Origin of the sequence: Solibacillus sp. FSL W8-0474 (genome assembly GCF_038004065.1) — a bacterium.
GTDB lineage: Bacteria > Bacillota > Bacilli > Bacillales_A > Planococcaceae > Solibacillus > Solibacillus faecavium.
The window spans coordinates 3,790,757-3,808,046 of record NZ_JBBOQJ010000001.1; the positions used below are offsets into that span (position 1 = coordinate 3,790,757).

At 37.5% G+C, this 17,290-nt stretch carries 15 protein-coding genes; 3 read left to right on the forward strand and 12 right to left on the reverse strand.

Annotated features, from left to right (window positions below):
* Nucleotides 1-56 precede the first annotated feature (56 nt).
* The 7 genes from NYE67_RS19175 to NYE67_RS19205 form a co-directional block, all read right to left on the reverse strand.
* Nucleotides 57-944: an NAD-dependent epimerase/dehydratase family protein gene (locus NYE67_RS19175; RefSeq protein ID WP_340726422.1), complete on the reverse strand. Its 888-nt coding sequence runs from the start codon at nt 942-944 to the stop codon at nt 57-59.
* A 6-nt stretch (nt 945-950) separates the two neighbouring features.
* Complete coding sequence (locus NYE67_RS19180; RefSeq protein ID WP_340726423.1) at nt 951-1,787, reverse strand: putative RNA methyltransferase; 837 nt, start codon at nt 1,785-1,787, stop codon at nt 951-953.
* A gap of 100 nt (nt 1,788-1,887) precedes the next feature.
* Nucleotides 1,888-2,748 (reverse strand): polysaccharide deacetylase family protein, encoded by an 861-nt coding sequence (locus tag NYE67_RS19185; RefSeq protein WP_340726424.1) that lies wholly within the window; start codon nt 2,746-2,748, stop codon nt 1,888-1,890.
* 171 nt (nt 2,749-2,919) lie between these two features.
* A complete protein-coding gene (locus NYE67_RS19190; RefSeq protein ID WP_340730804.1) occupies nt 2,920-3,678 on the reverse strand; it encodes an SDR family oxidoreductase in 759 nt (252 codons plus the stop codon).
* Between the two features lie 120 nt (nt 3,679-3,798).
* Nucleotides 3,799-5,421, reverse strand: coding sequence for a glutathione ABC transporter substrate-binding protein (locus tag NYE67_RS19195; RefSeq protein WP_340730805.1), 1,623 nt, complete (start codon nt 5,419-5,421; stop codon nt 3,799-3,801).
* 273 nt (nt 5,422-5,694) lie between these two features.
* A complete protein-coding gene (locus NYE67_RS19200) occupies nt 5,695-6,360 on the reverse strand; it encodes a nuclease-related domain-containing protein (RefSeq protein ID WP_340730806.1) in 666 nt (221 codons plus the stop codon).
* Between the two features lie 109 nt (nt 6,361-6,469).
* Nucleotides 6,470-7,183 (reverse strand): YjjG family noncanonical pyrimidine nucleotidase, encoded by a 714-nt coding sequence (locus NYE67_RS19205; protein ID WP_340726428.1) that lies wholly within the window; start codon nt 7,181-7,183, stop codon nt 6,470-6,472.
* Nucleotides 7,184-7,317: 134 nt separating this feature from the next.
* Here NYE67_RS19205 and NYE67_RS19210 point away from each other — a divergent pair, with 134 nt between their 5' ends.
* Complete coding sequence (locus NYE67_RS19210; protein ID WP_340726429.1) at nt 7,318-8,088, forward strand: TSUP family transporter; 771 nt, start codon at nt 7,318-7,320, stop codon at nt 8,086-8,088.
* 76 nt (nt 8,089-8,164) lie between these two features.
* Here NYE67_RS19210 and NYE67_RS19215 read toward each other — a convergent pair whose 3' ends face one another.
* The 5 genes from NYE67_RS19215 to NYE67_RS19235 all read right to left on the reverse strand — a co-directional run bounded on the left by NYE67_RS19215 (nt 8,165) and on the right by NYE67_RS19235 (nt 13,204).
* Nucleotides 8,165-8,635: a DinB family protein gene (locus tag NYE67_RS19215; RefSeq protein ID WP_340730807.1), complete on the reverse strand. Its 471-nt coding sequence runs from the start codon at nt 8,633-8,635 to the stop codon at nt 8,165-8,167.
* Nucleotides 8,636-8,695: 60 nt separating this feature from the next.
* Nucleotides 8,696-9,199, reverse strand: coding sequence for a DNA-deoxyinosine glycosylase (locus NYE67_RS19220; protein ID WP_340730808.1), 504 nt, complete (start codon nt 9,197-9,199; stop codon nt 8,696-8,698).
* A 146-nt stretch (nt 9,200-9,345) separates the two neighbouring features.
* The gene (locus tag NYE67_RS19225) at nt 9,346-10,947 is read right to left on the reverse strand and encodes a glutathione ABC transporter substrate-binding protein (protein ID WP_340726431.1); all 1,602 of its coding nucleotides are present in this window, start codon (nt 10,945-10,947) and stop codon (nt 9,346-9,348) included.
* A gap of 155 nt (nt 10,948-11,102) precedes the next feature.
* On the reverse strand, nt 11,103-12,680 hold the full coding sequence (locus NYE67_RS19230) for an amidohydrolase (protein ID WP_340726432.1): 1,578 nt from the start codon (nt 12,678-12,680) through the stop codon (nt 11,103-11,105).
* A gap of 17 nt (nt 12,681-12,697) precedes the next feature.
* The gene (locus tag NYE67_RS19235) at nt 12,698-13,204 is read right to left on the reverse strand and encodes a membrane lipoprotein lipid attachment site-containing protein (protein ID WP_340726433.1); all 507 of its coding nucleotides are present in this window, start codon (nt 13,202-13,204) and stop codon (nt 12,698-12,700) included.
* A gap of 567 nt (nt 13,205-13,771) precedes the next feature.
* Here NYE67_RS19235 and NYE67_RS19240 point away from each other — a divergent pair.
* Together NYE67_RS19240 and NYE67_RS19245 are read left to right on the forward strand one after the other, a co-directional pair.
* Entirely contained in the window at nt 13,772-15,514 is a 1,743-nt protein-coding gene (locus NYE67_RS19240; protein ID WP_340726434.1) for an ABC transporter ATP-binding protein, read from the forward strand.
* Entirely contained in the window at nt 15,511-17,247 is a 1,737-nt protein-coding gene (locus tag NYE67_RS19245) for an ABC transporter ATP-binding protein (protein WP_339214457.1), read from the forward strand. The genes NYE67_RS19240 and NYE67_RS19245 overlap by 4 nt, the downstream gene beginning before the upstream one ends.
* Nucleotides 17,248-17,290: the final 43 nt, after the last annotated feature.

Below are 17,290 nucleotides of genomic sequence, written 5' to 3' on the forward strand. Positions count from 1 at the left end.
ACCTTATGTTTAATTCTCAATCTATTGTAATCTATAGTCGTATTGCTATACAATCATTACTGTTTTGGTGTAGATTTTGCAATTTCTTCGACTAACTGAGGCAACCAATCATCAATATGACTAAATTTAAATCCTAGTTGCTGTGATTTATCATTTTTCATATACCAGGAAGCAGGGATTGCATATGGCGAACGGATTTCTTCAGTACCGAGCAGTGCTATCTTTGCGCGTTCACCCGTTTTTTCTTCTATAAGTGAAATCAAATCTTTTAATGCTATAACACCATTAGCCGTAGCATTAATTGGTCCTTCAACATTTTCCATTCCGGCCCACATTAAAAATCTTGCAGCTTCTGTTGCTTGAATGAACGACATTTCCGCATCCATATTGCTAAATCCTATCGGCTCATTATTTACGATGCGTTCAATATGGAAATGCAATCGGCGCGTATAATCATCCGCCCCCATCACAATAGGGAAACGAACAGCCACTACTGGGAAATCGGCAAATCTATAAAAAACCGCTTCCGCTAAACGCTTACCTTCACCGTATGAAAATTCATGTGTTTCACCCATAACGATTTCATATGAAGTTGGATCAAAATCCACCTCTTCATGAGGTTTGCCATCTGCCTCATATGTAGCTAATGTAGAGGTGAAAACGAGTTTACCGATTTTACCATTAAAAATGTCGCACAGTTGTTTCGCTTCATTCGGTGAATAGCAAATATTATCGTAAACTATGTCAAAAGTGCGGCTTACTAAAGCCTGCTCAAATGCAGCTTTATCTTTACGGTCGACTTTAATATGTTCCACTGCATCACCAAACGGATTTTCAGAAACCCCGCGTGTTACAATCGTTACTTCATGCTTTTGCTCTAATAATAATTCCACTAATTTCTGTCCAAAAAAACGCGTTCCACCTAATACTAAAATTTTCTTCATCCATCATCACTCCATTCCAATTAATAAATCCAAATCAATTGTAATTTCCCTTAATTGAATACTTTCTTTTCCTTCAATGTGCCAGCCCATTGGTGTCATTTCAAGTAAGTTTTGTACTAGATGTGCTTCAAGTGGAACGGTATACGTAATTCGCTTCACTTCGACATGTGTAAAGGCTGTCTTAAAACGCTCTACCGTTTGAGCATTTGTATAGCTTTCCTTTTCAGAATCTGCAAATGCTTGCTTGCGTAGCTCCATTAAATAATTTTCCTGGGGAACAATTTTAATAACCTTCCCCCCTGGCTTCAGCAGTCGTTTAAATTCCTCATAGTTTGCAGGTGATAAAATATTAAGGATGGCATCAAAGGATTGTTCATTATATGGGCTATTCGCCAAATCACCCACGCACCAAAGCTGTTCATTATAAAACTTTGCCGCTGCCATAATTCCTTCTTTTGAAATATCGATTCCGATGCCAACAGCACCGTCTAATTGCTCACAGATGCGGTGTAAATGAGACCCTTCTCCACAACCTGTATCTAAAATGATTGGATTTTGCTGTATAATTTCACTGGCAATCGCTTTTTGCACTTTGTCATATATTCCCGCATGAATAACCGTATGGCGTGATTCGAATAATTCTTTACCATACATCGACTGGACCGGTCGATTTAACATATATAAATAGCCTTGCTTTGCTACATCAAATGTATGATTCAAGGGACAGCTCATTTTCCCTTCATCGCTCATATTCATTTGCTGTTTGCAAATAGGACAAGCAAAAATTTTACTGTTTAATTGAAATTGTTTAATACTTAACGCTCTTTTTGATAATAGACCCACGATGGATCCTCCTTCGTATGTGTTCGCTTGTATCGTACCATAAACTGATAAAAATAAAAAAAGGAAATAGCCCTCACTACTTCCTTTTAAAACTCGCAAACTATAATAATTGGCTTGTTGTCACAAATTCATAGCCTTCCTCTTTTAAATAAAGAATCACATCTTCCAAAGCATCTGCGGATTGTTGGTGAATATCATGCATCAAAATTATGCCATCATCCTTTGCTTGTTCCTTCAAGTTCGCCAAAGTTTTTGACGGTGTTTTATGGTGCCAATCAAGTGTATCAATATTCCATAAAACCGGAGTTAACTCAATGACTTCTCGTACCGTCTCGTCAATGGCGCCGAATGGGGGTCTATACATTGTGGGATATTTCCCGATTGCATCACAAATTGCTTCGTTTGCACGATTGATCTCCGCTTGCATTTGCTTAACATTAAGCTTCGTTAAATTTTTATGGCTCCATGAATGGTTGGCAATTTCATGCCCAAATGCATCTGCCTTTTTTACAATTTCCGGATGCTTCACAACATTTTGACCAAGGACAAAAAATGTTGCCTTCACTTCATGTTTTTGAAGCGTTGTTAAAACCTGTTTTGTCACATATTGATGTGGACCATCATCAAAAGTAAGCGCAATTCTTTTCTTATCTCCCCTAGTAGGTTGGCTCTGTTCATCCTCTTGTTTTTGAGTTAATATTTTTTCAACCTCTATGTATTCATCACAGTTTTGAATAGTCCGTGATAACCCCCCATTATATAAATAAAAGGGTTTCACTAAGCCACTGTCACTTGATGCTGTATTAATAAATTGGTTGTACGCTACTTGTTCAGAATAAGTTAAGCTCATCGTAATCTTCTCGCTATCTGCAAATGTGGATGGCACATCTGTCCAAAAACGAAAGCCTAGAAAAACTATTAAACTAAACATAATACCGAGTAGTCCAACTTTTTTGCCCATCTTATTGCCCTCCAATCGTCAGTATATTAATTAGACGTATGAACACAGCAAAAAGTTGATAATATTTCAAAAAAAACATATTTTTCTTAAAATTGTATTGGATTGTTCTTCAAATGCATTTTCACCTATAAAAAAGGTTCGGTTTACATACCGAACCTTTATAATAAATTTTTAGTAAGCTGTCCATCCTGCATCTGCAGTAATGACAACCCCATTTACAAAATCAGAATCCTCAGATGCTAAAAAAAGTGCAACCCGCGCGATATCTTCCGGTTCGCCACTGCGTGGGTTAAAACTTGCTCCTGCCATTGCACGAGACATACCTTCTTGGTTTGCATTGCTGAAACTTGCCCCAATATTTGTATTGACCCCGCCTGGAGCAATTGCATTACATTTAATTCCTTTTTCTGCATATTGGAATGCTGTATTTTTCGTTAATCCTATAACCGCATGTTTAGATGCTGTATAAGCAGCCCCTGCCCTAGAGCCGTATAAACCACCTATTGAGGCAATATTGATAATCGTTCCTGCACCCTTTTCCAGAAAAATAGGCATTGCTTGACGGCTTGCACGCATAACACCTTTTACATTTACTTCAAATACGCGATCCCATAAGTCATCTTTCACGTCGCCTACTGGAGAAAAGTCGTCCATAATACCAGCATTGTTTACTAAAATATCAAGTGTACCATAACTATTTAAAGCGGCTTTTATTAATTTATGAATATCTGCTTCCGTCGCAACATTAGCTGCTACAGCAGTTGCCGTTCCACCCAGTGCTGTAATTTCTGCTACTGTTGCCCCTGCACCTTCAAGAGTTAGATCCGATACAACAACCTTTGCACCTTCTCGGGCAAATAAAATGGCCGTCGCCTTCCCCATTCCTGATGCAGCACCTGTTATTACTGCGACTTTATCCTTCAATCTCATACATAAAACCTCCTAAATAGGATTTCGTTACTTTAATAATTTCGACGCTAACAGCCAGTTCACCTTTAAAAAATACATAAAAAGGAAGTAGAACTCCGAAAAGTTCCGCTTCCTTTATACTTACTTTACAAATTTCACTTCCTGAAGCTTATGATGACCTGAATCATTGATCCAGTGCCCTTCTATTTTTTCACTTAAGCCCGTAATATAGGCTTGATGGTGTACGTATATCATTGGTGCTTCTTCTATTAAGATTTCTTGAGCCTGTTTATACAATGCAAGACGTTTCGTTGTATCAATTTCTTCACGTGCTTCATCTAATATTGTATCTAACTCTTTATTACTATAGAAAGTAGTATTACCAGATCCTCCATGATTTTTAGAATGGTATAGTTGTGTCAGGAAGTAATCTGCATCACCTACTGGATTTGATAAACCTAGAATATACATTTCATGCTCTCCAGCATCCGTTTTATCTAGATATGCACCCCATTCTAAAACTTCGATATTAGCTGTAATATTTAATTGCTTTAAATCTTCCTGAAGCATAATGGCAATATTTTGTCGTTGTGGATTATCATTTGTCCAAATCGAAGTCTCAAAGCCCTCTGCGTACCCAGCCTCTGCTAAAAGTGCTTTTGCCTTTTCAATATCTTTTGTAATTGGTGTTAGTGTTCCATCATAGCCAAATACAGTTGGTGCTAGCGGACCACGTGCCGGTTCGCCAATTCCTTCATATATTCCATCAATGATTAACTGTTGATCTACAATCATTGAGATCGCCTGACGCACACGTACATCATCAAACGGCTTTTTATTAATATTAAATCCGATGTAGGATAATGAAGAACCCGGAGTAATACTAACTGAACTAGATGTGGCGTCAATCATTTCTACTTCATTAGGTTGAACTGGTTCAATAATCTGTGCATACCCTGTCTCAAGCTCGGCTGCACGCGTTGCACTTTCAGGAATTACTTTGAAAGTTACTGAATCAATATATGCCTTCTGATTCCAGTAATCCTGATTATTCACTAATTTAATTTCCGTGCCTGGTGTCCATGAATCAAACTTCATAAAGCCAGTACCAACTGGACCATTAGCATTCATGATTGCTCCGGCTATATTGCCCGCTTTCATATTTTCATAATCTGCATCAATTTGTGCTGGTGAAAGAATAACGCCTACTGGGTGGTTTAAGTGGTTTAATAGTGGTGCGAATGGATAGTGTGTATGAATACGTAGTGTGTAATCACCCACAACTTCCACTTCCTTAATGGCTTCAAATAAAAATGCGCGTGGCGCTGCAACTTCCGGATCCAAAATTCGTTCAAAGCTCTTTTTCACTGCTGTAGCATTGAATTGTTCTCCATCATGAAATTGTACCCCTTCTTCAAGTTCAAACTCCCATGTTAAATCATCAATGGATGCCCAGCTTTTTGCCAAGCTCGGTACAATTTCTCCGTCTTTATCCTTTTTTACTAATCCCTCTGTAATGTTTGATAATACCGAAGCTGATGGAACATCCGTTGACATATGAGGATCTAGATTTGCGGCATCGGATAATGTTGCTAATACTAAATCACCGCCTGCTCCATCTGTATTATTCGAAGAATCTGCCGAAGAATCGTTATTACTAGAAGAATCTTCTGTTGAATCATCTCCACCGCTACAAGCAACAAGTAATAAGGCAAATGCCATTACTATAAATAGTAGAAAACTATTTTTAAAGTTTTTCTTCATTTGTTGTGCCCCCTTTGTTTTTTGTTTCATCCATATTACAGCCTAAATTTTACAGGTTGAAATTCATAAAACAAACAATATTTTAAATTTTTATTCATTTCAGACAAATAATTCGTTCATATTATTTTCGAAATAAATTACTTAAATGAGCAAATAAAATATGCTATATAGCAAAACCAACCTTTTTTCAATAGTACATTATGCATTTTTATACATTTTCGTTTAATATAAAAAAAGAGCTAAAGCAGCGGACTACCTGCTTAGCTCTTCATTTTAATTCGCCGATACTGTTGGTTTCGACTTTAATTCAATGTTTTTCCCAATCATAAAGCCTTCTAATGCTGAGAATAACGTTGCAATATCTGCTTCCGTTAGACGTTTTCTATCAAGGGTTTTTGTCCAGTTATTTAACTCGGACATTTTTAACACTTCGACATTTTGCGAATGAATTTCAATTTGTTGAATTGAACAATCGTTTGTAAAGACAACAACTGACTCGAATAGTGTGGCATCCACTTCTGGAAGCTGATCCTGTAAGGCATTTACCAGACGCTTTGTTTCGTGAATCGGGTTGTTGAATGTGCGTATTTTATTCTTATATAAGAGCTCTTTCCATTCAATATTTTGCTCTCGTCCATTAATCCAGCCGGATTTATCTTTAATGGTCATTACATAAATACCGGATTCATGTAGGAGTAATGCATCAATTAAATGAAGTTCCTCATAAATAGGAATTTGTAAATTTATCATTACTTTTCGAGCGCCTTTAGCACGCTCTAGATCATGCATAATTTTATTTAATACTCGGACCCTCTTCTTCATTAATACATCAAAATAGGAATAACCCGTTATTTTGTAAAAAATAGTATTGTCATGAACATAAACTTTGTATGCGAGATAGCCTACAATTACCATTACAACTATTATAAATAAGGTCATTACGCTCACTCCTTGCGTACATTTTATACTCCATTTTAACAGACAACTGAACCCTTTTACTATGCACCAATAGGCTAATAAAAATCGTAAACACATTCAAAAAACAATATTATACAGTGCTTTTTAAATGGCTTTCATTCTTTATAATCGAAAGGAGCTGATCCAGCCTACTAATTTCATAAGTCGGCACTATGGATTGTGGCGGTGCAATATACATTGGGTTTAACCAGCACGTATCAATGCCTGCACGAGCCCCGCCAATAATGTCAGCACTATAGGAATCACCTATAATCAATGCCTTATTTAAATCGAAATTCGGAATATGGTTAAAGACATAATCAAAAAATTGTTTCATCGGCTTTTGATAGCCTGTATTTTCCGAAACGAAGATTCCTTTAAAATAAGGAGCTAGTCCCGTAACTTGGAGGCGTTTCATTTGTGTATCTGCCAAGCCGTTTGACGTGATATATAAGTCATATTGAGGTGCCAATGTTTGAATTAATTCCATTGCACCTTCTACAAACACTTTACTCTCTGTTAAATAGCCGCGATACTCAGCATCCAATGCTCTTCCGTCTACTTCATACCCAAAGTATTCAAATGTTTTCCCAAAACGTGTTTGCATTAACTCTTCTCTAGTAACTAGCCCCTCTTCAAGTAAGCGCCATAAGTTAGAGTTTATCTCACGGTAGACACTTTCGATTTGTGGAGTTAATGGCAATTGATGTGCTTCAAATAACTTCGGCAAAGCTAATTTTTCTGCTGCTTTAAAATCGAGCAATGTATCATCTAGATCAAACAATAAAAATTGATAGTCCTTCATTTATATACTCCGTTCTTATAAAGCTAATTTACTAACAATATCACAGTTATTATAAAATTTTAAGTATTTACACGAACCATGATTTTCGTTAGCATGACTATATTGGTTTAAATGAAGAAAGAAGGTTTTCCTTTATGGGATTCGAGCTGGACCCACAACTCATTATTATTTTAATTTCCTTTGGTTTTTTAGCTGCTTTTATTGATTCTGTTGTGGGAGGCGGTGGTCTTATTTCCTTACCGGCACTAATGTTTGCTGGGCTTAGTCCATCTGCAGCCGTTGCAACAAATAAACTTGCCGGAACAATGGGATCACTAACAAGTACCATTACTTTTTACCGTTCTGGAAAATTGGATTTTAAATCGGTAATGAAATACTTCCCTTACGTCTTTATTAGTTCTATGATTGGGGCATGGATTGTTCATTTACTAGATCCAAATCTATTGAAACCACTAATGCTTATTATGTTGGCCGCTGTAGCAATCTTCACCATTTTTAAAAAGGATTGGGGCAGTATTTCTGCAGTTAAGTCACTATCGAAGACAAAATATATTTTATTCTTCTTAGTCATTGCACTTATTGGCTTTTATGACGGCTTTTTGGGACCAGGTACAGGTTCATTTTTAATTTTTGCATTTTTAATAGTGGGGTATGATTTTTTAAAGGCTGCGGGCAATGCAAAACTTCTGAACTTTGGAAGTAATATTGGGGCACTTTTAATGTTTGTTTATTTAGGACAAATCAATTATACATATGGGATTATAATGGGGGCTGCACAAATTTTCGGCGCAATTGTCGGTTCACGATTTGCCATTAAGCGTGGAAGTGGCTATGTTCGTGTTCTATTCATCATTGTCACAGTTACTTTACTTGCAAAAAATGCATATGATTATTTTTCCAATTAATTTGCAAGAGAAGAAAGTGCCTTAAAATTGGGGCACTTTCTTTTTTTCATTTATCAAAAAGGCGCAGGTCACTATATTACTGCATTTCTTTTGTTGGACCCATTACCGGTGGAACGTTTAAGCCTGCCTGGCGCAGTAATACAGTCATTTGACCAACATGATGTGTTTGATGTGCAATGACTTTACTCAATAAATCACCGCGCTGCATCATTCCTCCAAATGCAGGCACTTCCTCTAATAATTGCTCTTCCGTCAATGTGGCTGCTTCTTTTTTATAGGCTTCACGTACTAGTTCATATTTCTCGATGATCTCTTCCATTGTTTCAGGCTGTGGCATATCTGGCCCCGGAGCAGGAATTTGTAACCCTGCAAATTGACCAAATGCACCTGCTACACTCACTAAATGCCATGATAACCAACCTAGTGAATTGTGGTCATCGACAATCGCAATTTTCATTTTATCATTCGAAATTGCCTGCATTACTCTTAGTGCACCTTTTGATGCTATTGCCCAATCTTTTACGAAATCTTCTGCTATACGATACATGGAAAACTCCCCTTTTTAATCATTTATATAATCATACCGAACAACACAAAAATGGTCTATTTATAGATATTGTTGAATAATACGCCATAGCTCTACCTTTTCATCGAATGACTTTATATTTCTTCCTGGTATAGGGCTTGTAGAAGGCATTTTTTCATACGCACGATTTTCTAAAGTCTCTAATCCCACATGCTTCTTAAATACTTCAAAACTTTTACCGCCATTAAATATGATAAGTTTAATTTGGGGATACTTTTTAAAAAGCGTCGCAAAGTCATTTGGAACTTCATTTTTTATCGCTGCATCCAAACTCCCTTTCCGTTCACAACTTTTTATTGAATCCCATAAACCAATTCTATGTGTACGAAGAAGACTGATTTTATCATTATAGTTTTCAGGAATTTCGGTTGCCAGTAGCTTCCCGATGATTGCCCAAAAATGATTTCTTGGATTACCGTAATATTGCTGTTTTTCTAATGATTGTTTTCCTGGCATCGAGCCTATGACAAGCACATATGTTTTATCATCTACAATTGGAGGCAATACATTTTGTATAGGTTCCATCGTATCCCATCCTTTCTCGTAAATTTAGTATATTAAATCCAGACAGGACATGCCAAACATCAGGAAATAGTCATAAACTTTCACCCATGAAAAAGGCTACTTGCATACCGAGTGAGTTTCGTCGGTTGCAAGTAGCACTTTTTTGCTTATTGATTAATTTGTACGTTTTGGATTTGGTAGATGCCTGTCGCGTCAACGGATAAACCTGTAACATTATTCGCATATCCTGTTAAGTATGCTTGGTGATGAATGAATGCCGCTGGTGCCTCTGTATTAATCATTTCCTGTACTTCCTTATAAATATCTGCACGTACCGCTTCATCTGTTTCAATACGACCTAGTTCCAATAATTCATCCAACTTCGCATTGCTATAGCGAGTACGGTTGTTATTACCGATATCGGATGAGTGGAATAATGGGTAAAGTGCACCATCTGCATCCCCTGTAGAAGGCGCCCATCCTAGCATGAACATGTCATGATCTCCTTTGGATGTTTTTTCTAAATATGCACCCCATTCCATTACTTCAATTGTTGCTTCGACTTTCAATTGCTTCAATGCTTCTTGTAAAATTATTGCTATTTGTTGACGCTGTGGATTGTCATTCGTCCAAATTGCCGTTTTAAAGCCATCAGCAAAGCCTGCCTCCGCTAATAATGCTTTCGCTTCTTCTAAGTTTGTATCCTGTTTGGTTACATCTTCTGTATATCCCCATACCATAGGTGATAATGGACCAAAGGCTTGCACACCAAAATCATCAAATACTCCTTTAATAATTGCTTCACGGTCTAATGCTTTTGCGATGGCTTGACGAACTTTCGGGTTATCGAATGGTGCCTTTTCCGTATTGAAGCCTAAGTATGAAATAGATACGGAAGGTTGCTTTAATACTTGTGCAAACCCTTCTACTAGTGGTACTTCTGTTGGTTGCACTGGATCTATAATATGTGCATATCCAGCTTCTAAATCCGCTGCACGTGTTGCACTTTCAGGTACTGTTTTAAAGACCGCTGAATCGTAAGCAACTTGCTCACCCCAGTATTCTGTATTTTTCACTAAACGAATTTCCTGACCTGGTGACCACTTCTCTAATTTTAAGAAGCCTGTGCCGATAGGGTTCTCATTTCCGTAAGCACGTGCCTCTCCGCCATTTTCCATCCGTTTATAGTCTTCTTCAATAACAGCTGGGCTCATAATATTACCCCCTGGATGTGTTAAAGCAAATAATAGCGGTCCATACGGTTTCTCTGTTTTAATTTGAACTGTATAATCATCCACAACTACAATCTCTGAAATCGGTTCAAAGTTTGAAAGACGTGGCGAAGCAATATTCGGGTCAAGTATACGGTCCAAATTCACCTTTACTGCTTGAGCATTAAATTCTGTGCCATCATGGAATTTTACCCCTTGGCGCAATTTTAATTGTAGAGTCAAATCGTCTACATATTCCCATGATTCTGCTAATAATGGCTCAATTTCACCAGTCTCAAAGTTTCGAACAACTAATGTTTCGAAAATATTGCGTTGTATATTTGACGAAGGAATATCATTTGAACCGTGGGGATCCAATTCTACTGCCTCTGAAAGCACTTCTATTACTAACTCGCCCCCTTGAGCATCTGTCTTTTCTGTAGTTTCATTTGTAGCTGTTTCATTATTCTCTGATGTCGCATTTTCATCACCGCTACATGCGGCTAACAATAAAAGAAAAGAGAACGTTAATAACATCCAAAACCTATGTAACTTCATTTTTAACACTCCTTATATAACTGAATTTTCAATTTTTTTATATCATAGCTTTTTATAGAAGAGATTTCAATGTTTTTTCATATAAGTTTACTTGGATTATTTTTCCCAAAACTAAAAGAACCACAGGTAGTCTGTGATTCTTTTAATTTTATTATTTATTTTTGGTATACTACATTACCTGCAACAACTGTTTTTAATGCAGTTGTTTGTAATATTTCATCGGCAGTGCAATTTAATAGATCTTTATCTAGTATTGTAAAGTCTGCATCGTATCCTGAGCGGATGTAACCCCGTTCATTTTCTTTACAAATGGCCTCAGCACTTCCCACAGTGTACATTTTTACGGCTTCAAAGCGTGTTAGCTTTTGTTCAGCACCATATCCGTCATGCGTATCTTCTAGCTTTTTACGTTCTACTGCTGCATAGATTGTTTCAAATGGACTAATCGCTTCTATCGGCGCATCGGTTCCTGCCGCGCACATTAAGCCTTCTTCAACAAAAGTCTTCCATGCATACAAATGACCAGAACGGTTTTCCCCCAGCTTTTCAAGTATCCATGGGAAATCTGACGTTACAAAAGCAGGCTGTAAATCCAAAATAACAGACAGCTTTTTTATTCGATTTAGCTGCTCTTCCGATACGAGACAGCAATGAATGAGGCGGTCACGCTTTCCTTTAGCAACCGGGTATTTCTCTAAATATGGTAATACTTGTTCCATACTACCGTCTCCAATAATATGAATGGCTACTGCTTCCCCGTATTTTCTCGCTAATTGAATAAGGGCTTCCAGTTGTTCATCTGTATGAATGAGCATACCTTTATTATCAGCTTCATTTGCATATGGTTCCAGAACTGCAGCTGTCGAGCCTCCAAAGGATCCATCAGCAAAAATCTTCATTGCACCGGGCTCGATAAACGGTTCATCAAATGACGCATTATTTATAACCATTTCTTCAAAGACTGTATGGTGACGCAATAAATTGACACGGAAATGTTTTTTACCACCAACAACACGCTGATAAGCTGTTAGTGGATTCGTATACTGTCCAAAATAGGCCATTTCCTCGGTATGTCCTCCTGTTAATCCATAAGATTGCATATGTTCAATGGCCAGTTGAAGGTACTGCTCCAAACTAGCAATATAGCTTTCTCCTTCTTGCTGGAAAGTAGACGAAACCAAATTCATAGCTTGCTCATACAGTAAGCCATTCAGCTCGCCATTTTTATGACGTCCCAATTTTCCGCCTTCCGGATCTGGTGTGTCTTTTGTTATACCTGCTATTTGGAGTGCTGCTGAATTTACTAATGCAACATGGTGACAAACGCGATTGAGGAATATGGGTTTGTTAGTGATGGCATCAAGTTCTTCTTTTGTTGGTATTTGACCATCTATAAATTGATTATCATTCCAACCATCGCCCATCAACCATTGCCCTTTATCAAGCAGACTTGTCGCGTTCTGTACAAGTTCCAAAATTCCCTTTCCATTCTTCGCCTGCGTTAAATCCAGTCGCATTAACTTTGCGCCATGCCCAATCATATGCAAATGACTATCGACAAAGCCTGGATACATGAATGCCCCTTGTAGATCGATAATTTCATCTGCCTTTTCCTGTAATTGATCGAAATCTCCTGTTTCTATAATTTTACCTTCATGAACAAGTACAGCCTGAACTGTACTTCCTTCTTGTTCCATCGTATAAATCGTGCCATTTGTCCATAGTTGTTTCATCTCCCACAATCCCCAATCTACATATCAAATTCACTTCTTAAGTAAGGCTGTCCTATGTTCATATGATCCAATGCCGGTTCATACGAGCCTTTATGAATAAATGTAATTTCATCAATATCCGGTAAATTTTCAAAGTAAGAGCGTGCTAATGTTTCTACGAACATTCTCGCTCCAGCAGAACCTTGAATAGTATAAATATCGTCGCCTAAATTTAACACTAAGCTTTTACTCTCAGTTTCTAGTGTATAATCCAATAACTCTACGTCATGCTCATTTACTTCCTCGAAAATAAAAGATACTAGGTTCCCTTCATCGCCTTCAAATTCTTCTTCAAATGGAACTGTATTTTCAGCATTTGCATCTGATTTATATAAAGTAATCATTTTTTCCTCTACATTTGTATCACCTTGTGTTACATCATCTGTAGTATTTCCCGGGACATTATTTGTTATATCCGTTGTATCTTCCGTCCCACATGCTGCCAGCACAAATATAAGTGACAAAGTAAAAAATAGCTTCTTCATTGTTGGACCACTCCTTTTGATGTGTTACTTCCACGATAACGAATATACTCTCAATTTTCAAACTTTTATAATAATAAAGTTGTATTTTATAGGAATTCGCACCTTAAACCATAAAATACCAATACTGAATATAAATTGTTTTCAAAATATATTGACAATGATAATTCGCTCTAATAATATTAAGGAACACTAAATAAATTGGAACAAGGAAAGGAGATTAGGGGCATGAAGACAACACCTTTAGATGTACACGTTTCAAAGCGACAACTTCATATTTCCCTTTTCCGTACTTTTGTTTTAATTTAGCTTGCACTTTTAATTAAAGGGCACGGATTTGGACTTCCTTGTGCTTTTTTTCGTAATGACACCTTTTCGAAAAATCGAAAGAGGTGTTTTTTTGTTGGATAAGAGCTTACGGATGTTCGAAACCTAGAAAAACAGTGCTATTTAGTGAAAAAAATTCAGGAGGGCTTTGTATGACAATCTTTATTCGAAAACTATTAAAAACGGATCGATTCGATGATGGGTAGCCAATGCTACAAACTTTATAGAAGGAAGGTATAAGTAATGTTTAATGTGTTTGTGAAATTAAAATGGTTTTTTAAACAGTACCGTAAGCAGTACACCGTTGCTATTACGCTATTGATAATTGCAAGTTTTATAGAAGTATTGCCACCATGGATTTTAGGTGAAGCCATTGATGTTATGACTGGTGGCGAAATGGATCAGGCACAGCTTCTTAAGTATGTCGGATTTATTCTGGCAGCTGCAATCGCAAGCTATGGATTAAACTTCTATTGGCAATACCAGTTATTCGGTGGTTCAATTGCACTGGACCGAATATTGCGAAAAAAATTAATGCATCAATTTCTACAAATGACCCCTACATTTTATGAAAAAAACCGTACAGGGGACTTAATGGCAAAAGCTACAAATGATTTAAATGCCGTCACTCTAACAGCAGGATTCGGAATCATGACGCTAATTGATTCGACGGTGTTTATGGCGCTTATTATTTTGGCAATGGGTTTCTTCATCTCCTGGAAACTAACTTTCTTTGCAATGCTTCCAATACCGGTCATGGCAATCATTATTCAATATTTAGGTAAGATTGTCCATGAGCGTTATATGATTGCACAGGGTGCGTTCGGTGAAATGAATGACAACGTTTTGGAATCTGTTGCGGGAACACGTGTTATCCGCGCTTACGTCCAAGAAAGTAAAGACGAAGAACGTTTTGAAGAGATGAGCGAAAATATCTTTGTAAAAAATATGCGTGTTGCCTATATTAATGGTCTTTTTATGCCAATTACAAAAATCGGAACAGGAGTCTGTTACGTTATCGCGCTTGGTTACGGGGCCGTCCTTGTATCAAATGAGGCGCTAACAGTCGGTCAGCTTGTATCATTTAATGTGTATTTAGGGCTTGCAATCTGGCCAATGTTCGCAATTGGCGAGCTGATTAACGTCATGCAGCAAGGAAGTGCATCTCTTGACCGTGTACAGGATACATTAGAATATGAAGCAGATGTTAAAAATCCAAATAATCCAATGAAACATAACGTACCCAATTCAATTGGTTTCTCTGAGTTTACTTTCCAATACCCTTTATCTCAGGTAAAAAACTTACAGCAAATTTCATTGAATTTACAAAAGGGGCAAACTCTTGGCATTGTCGGAAAGACAGGTGCGGGAAAAACAACCTTCATTCGTCAACTACTGCGTGAGTACCCGTTAGGAGACGGGCAAATTATTATTAATAATACCGATTTGGCACATATGACGAAGGAACAAATTTTAGATTGGATTGGCTATGTACCACAAGATCACGTGCTATTTTCCCGTACCATTCGTGAAAATATATTGTTCGGAAAAGAGGATGCATCATCAGCAGATATTGATGAGGCTATTCGCTTAGCGGACTTCGAAAAAGACTTAGCGAATTTACCACTAGGTATCGAAACACTAGTGGGAGAAAAAGGAGTATCGTTATCTGGTGGACAAAAACAGCGTGTATCAATTGCACGTGCACTAATTAAAGATCCGGAAATTCTAATTTTGGACGATTCTTTATCTGCTGTCGATGCTAAAACAGAATCAAAAATTATTGAAAATATACAAACAGAGCGTGCTGGAAAAACGACAATCATTTCAACTCACCGATTATCAGGTATTCAACATGCGGATGAAATAATTGTACTGGATGATGGTTATATCGTTGAACGAGGTACACATGAAGAGCTTCTACGCTTAGGTGGTTGGTACAAAGAGCAATTTGACCGCCAGCAGCTTGAGGAGGTGGAGCAATGAGTACATCAAAACGACTGTACCTGTATGCTTTAAAATTTAAAAAGCCGATTTTAATCGGATTATCATTATTAACTATTGCTGTTGCAACGGATATCGCAGGTCCGTTTATTGCAAAATATATTATCGACCATTACATGGAACCAGGTAATTTACAGGCAGAGCCAATTGCGATTTTATTATCGATTTTCTTCTTGTTATCCGTACTGACTGCTGTGTTCCGTTATTTAATGTTCATCTTTTTACAACGGGGTGCAAACTTTGTCATTCAACAGCTACGGAAAGATGTGTTCGGGCATATTCAAAAGCTACCAATTGAATACTTTGATAACTTGCCGGCCGGTAAAGTAGTTGCCCGTGTCACAAATGATACAGAGGCAATTCGAAACCTTTACGTAACCGTACTTTCGCAATTTGCGAACAGCTTTATTACCATTGCAGGGGTATATATAGCTTTATTTATTTTAAATTGGAAAATGGCGCTTTTTGCCCTAGTGCTCATTCCAATCGTCTATATTTGGATGATTTTATACCGTAAATTTGCTTCACAATACAATCATGTCATTCGTACAAAAATTGCCGATATTAATGCGATGATTAACGAATCGATTAATGGAATGACAATTATTCAGGCTTTCCGCCGCGAAGATCAGATGAGACTTGAATTTGATGAGATGAACGATGAGCATTACCAATACAACCGTAAGCTTTTACTATTGGATTCTGCGACTTCACATAACTTAGTAAATATTTTAAGACTTGGTATGTTTGCTGTATTCGTTTATTACTTCGGTACACAATCGATGACATTGCCTGAAGCAGTATCAGCAGGTACACTTTATGCATTTGTTGATTATATTACACGTCTATTCAACCCAATTACTAACTTGGTCAATCAATTTTCGCAACTGGAACGTTCACTTGTAGCGGGTACCCGTGTATTCGAGTTACTTGATCAGCCGGGAGAAGAAGTAAGCAAAGAAAGAATTGAGCGCTACAAAGGAAATGTTGTATTCGATCATGTTTCATTTGCATACAAAAATGACGATTATGTATTAAAAAATATTCACTTTGAAGCAAAGGAAGGCGAAACCATTGCACTTGTTGGTCATACAGGCTCAGGAAAAAGTTCAATAATGAATTTGTTATTCCGCTTCTATGACCCACAAAAAGGACGTATTATCATTGATGGGCAGGACATTACAAAGCTGCCTCGACAAGCAATTCGTGAGCATATGGGCATTGTATTACAGGACCCGTATTTATTTACCGGAACGATTGCATCAAATGTTAGCTTGAATGATGCACGTATTTCACGTGAGATGGTTGAAAATGCACTGGAGGCTGTCGGTGGTGACCGTGTTCTATCAAAATTCGAAAAAGGAATTGATGAACCCGTAATCGAAAAAGGAAGTACCCTTTCATCTGGTCAGCGCCAATTAATCTCATTTGCAAGGGCATTAGCATTTGACCCAGCCATTTTGATTTTGGATGAAGCAACATCTAATATTGATTCGGAAACAGAGGAGATTATCCAGCATGCGATGGATGTACTCAAAAAGGGACGGACTACTTTCATCATTGCACATCGTCTTTCTACTATTAAAAATGCAGATAAAATTTTAGTATTAGACCGTGGTGAGATCGTTGAGCAAGGCAGCCATGATGAGCTTGTTGCACTTGGCGGTAAATATGAATTGATGTACCGATTACAATCAGGTTCGTTAATTTCTTAAAAGCAAAAGGTGCTGTCCGGAAATTCATTTCGGACAGCACCCT

Coding starts and splice junctions, on each gene's coding strand:
- NYE67_RS19175 (WP_340726422.1), bottom strand. CDS start 944: ATGAAGAAAATTTTAGTATTAGGTGGAACGCGTTTTTTTGGACAGAAA.
- NYE67_RS19185 (WP_340726424.1), bottom strand. CDS start 2,748: ATGGGCAAAAAAGTTGGACTACTCGGTATTATGTTTAGTTTAATAGTT.
- NYE67_RS19190 (WP_340730804.1), bottom strand. CDS start 3,678: ATGAGATTGAAGGATAAAGTCGCAGTAATAACAGGTGCTGCATCAGGA.
- NYE67_RS19195 (WP_340730805.1), bottom strand. CDS start 5,421: ATGAAGAAAAACTTTAAAAATAGTTTTCTACTATTTATAGTAATGGCA.
- NYE67_RS19200 (WP_340730806.1), bottom strand. CDS start 6,360: ATGACCTTATTTATAATAGTTGTAATGGTAATTGTAGGCTATCTCGCA.
- NYE67_RS19205 (WP_340726428.1), bottom strand. CDS start 7,183: ATGAAGGACTATCAATTTTTATTGTTTGATCTAGATGATACATTGCTC.
- NYE67_RS19210 (WP_340726429.1), top strand. CDS start 7,318: ATGGGATTCGAGCTGGACCCACAACTCATTATTATTTTAATTTCCTTT.
- NYE67_RS19215 (WP_340730807.1), bottom strand. CDS start 8,635: ATGTATCGTATAGCAGAAGATTTCGTAAAAGATTGGGCAATAGCATCA.
- NYE67_RS19220 (WP_340730808.1), bottom strand. CDS start 9,199: ATGGAACCTATACAAAATGTATTGCCTCCAATTGTAGATGATAAAACA.
- NYE67_RS19225 (WP_340726431.1), bottom strand. CDS start 10,947: ATGAAGTTACATAGGTTTTGGATGTTATTAACGTTCTCTTTTCTTTTA.
- NYE67_RS19230 (WP_340726432.1), bottom strand. CDS start 12,680: ATGAAACAACTATGGACAAATGGCACGATTTATACGATGGAACAAGAA.
- NYE67_RS19235 (WP_340726433.1), bottom strand. CDS start 13,204: ATGAAGAAGCTATTTTTTACTTTGTCACTTATATTTGTGCTGGCAGCA.
- NYE67_RS19240 (WP_340726434.1), top strand. CDS start 13,772: ATGTTTAATGTGTTTGTGAAATTAAAATGGTTTTTTAAACAGTACCGT.
- NYE67_RS19245 (WP_339214457.1), top strand. CDS start 15,511: ATGAGTACATCAAAACGACTGTACCTGTATGCTTTAAAATTTAAAAAG.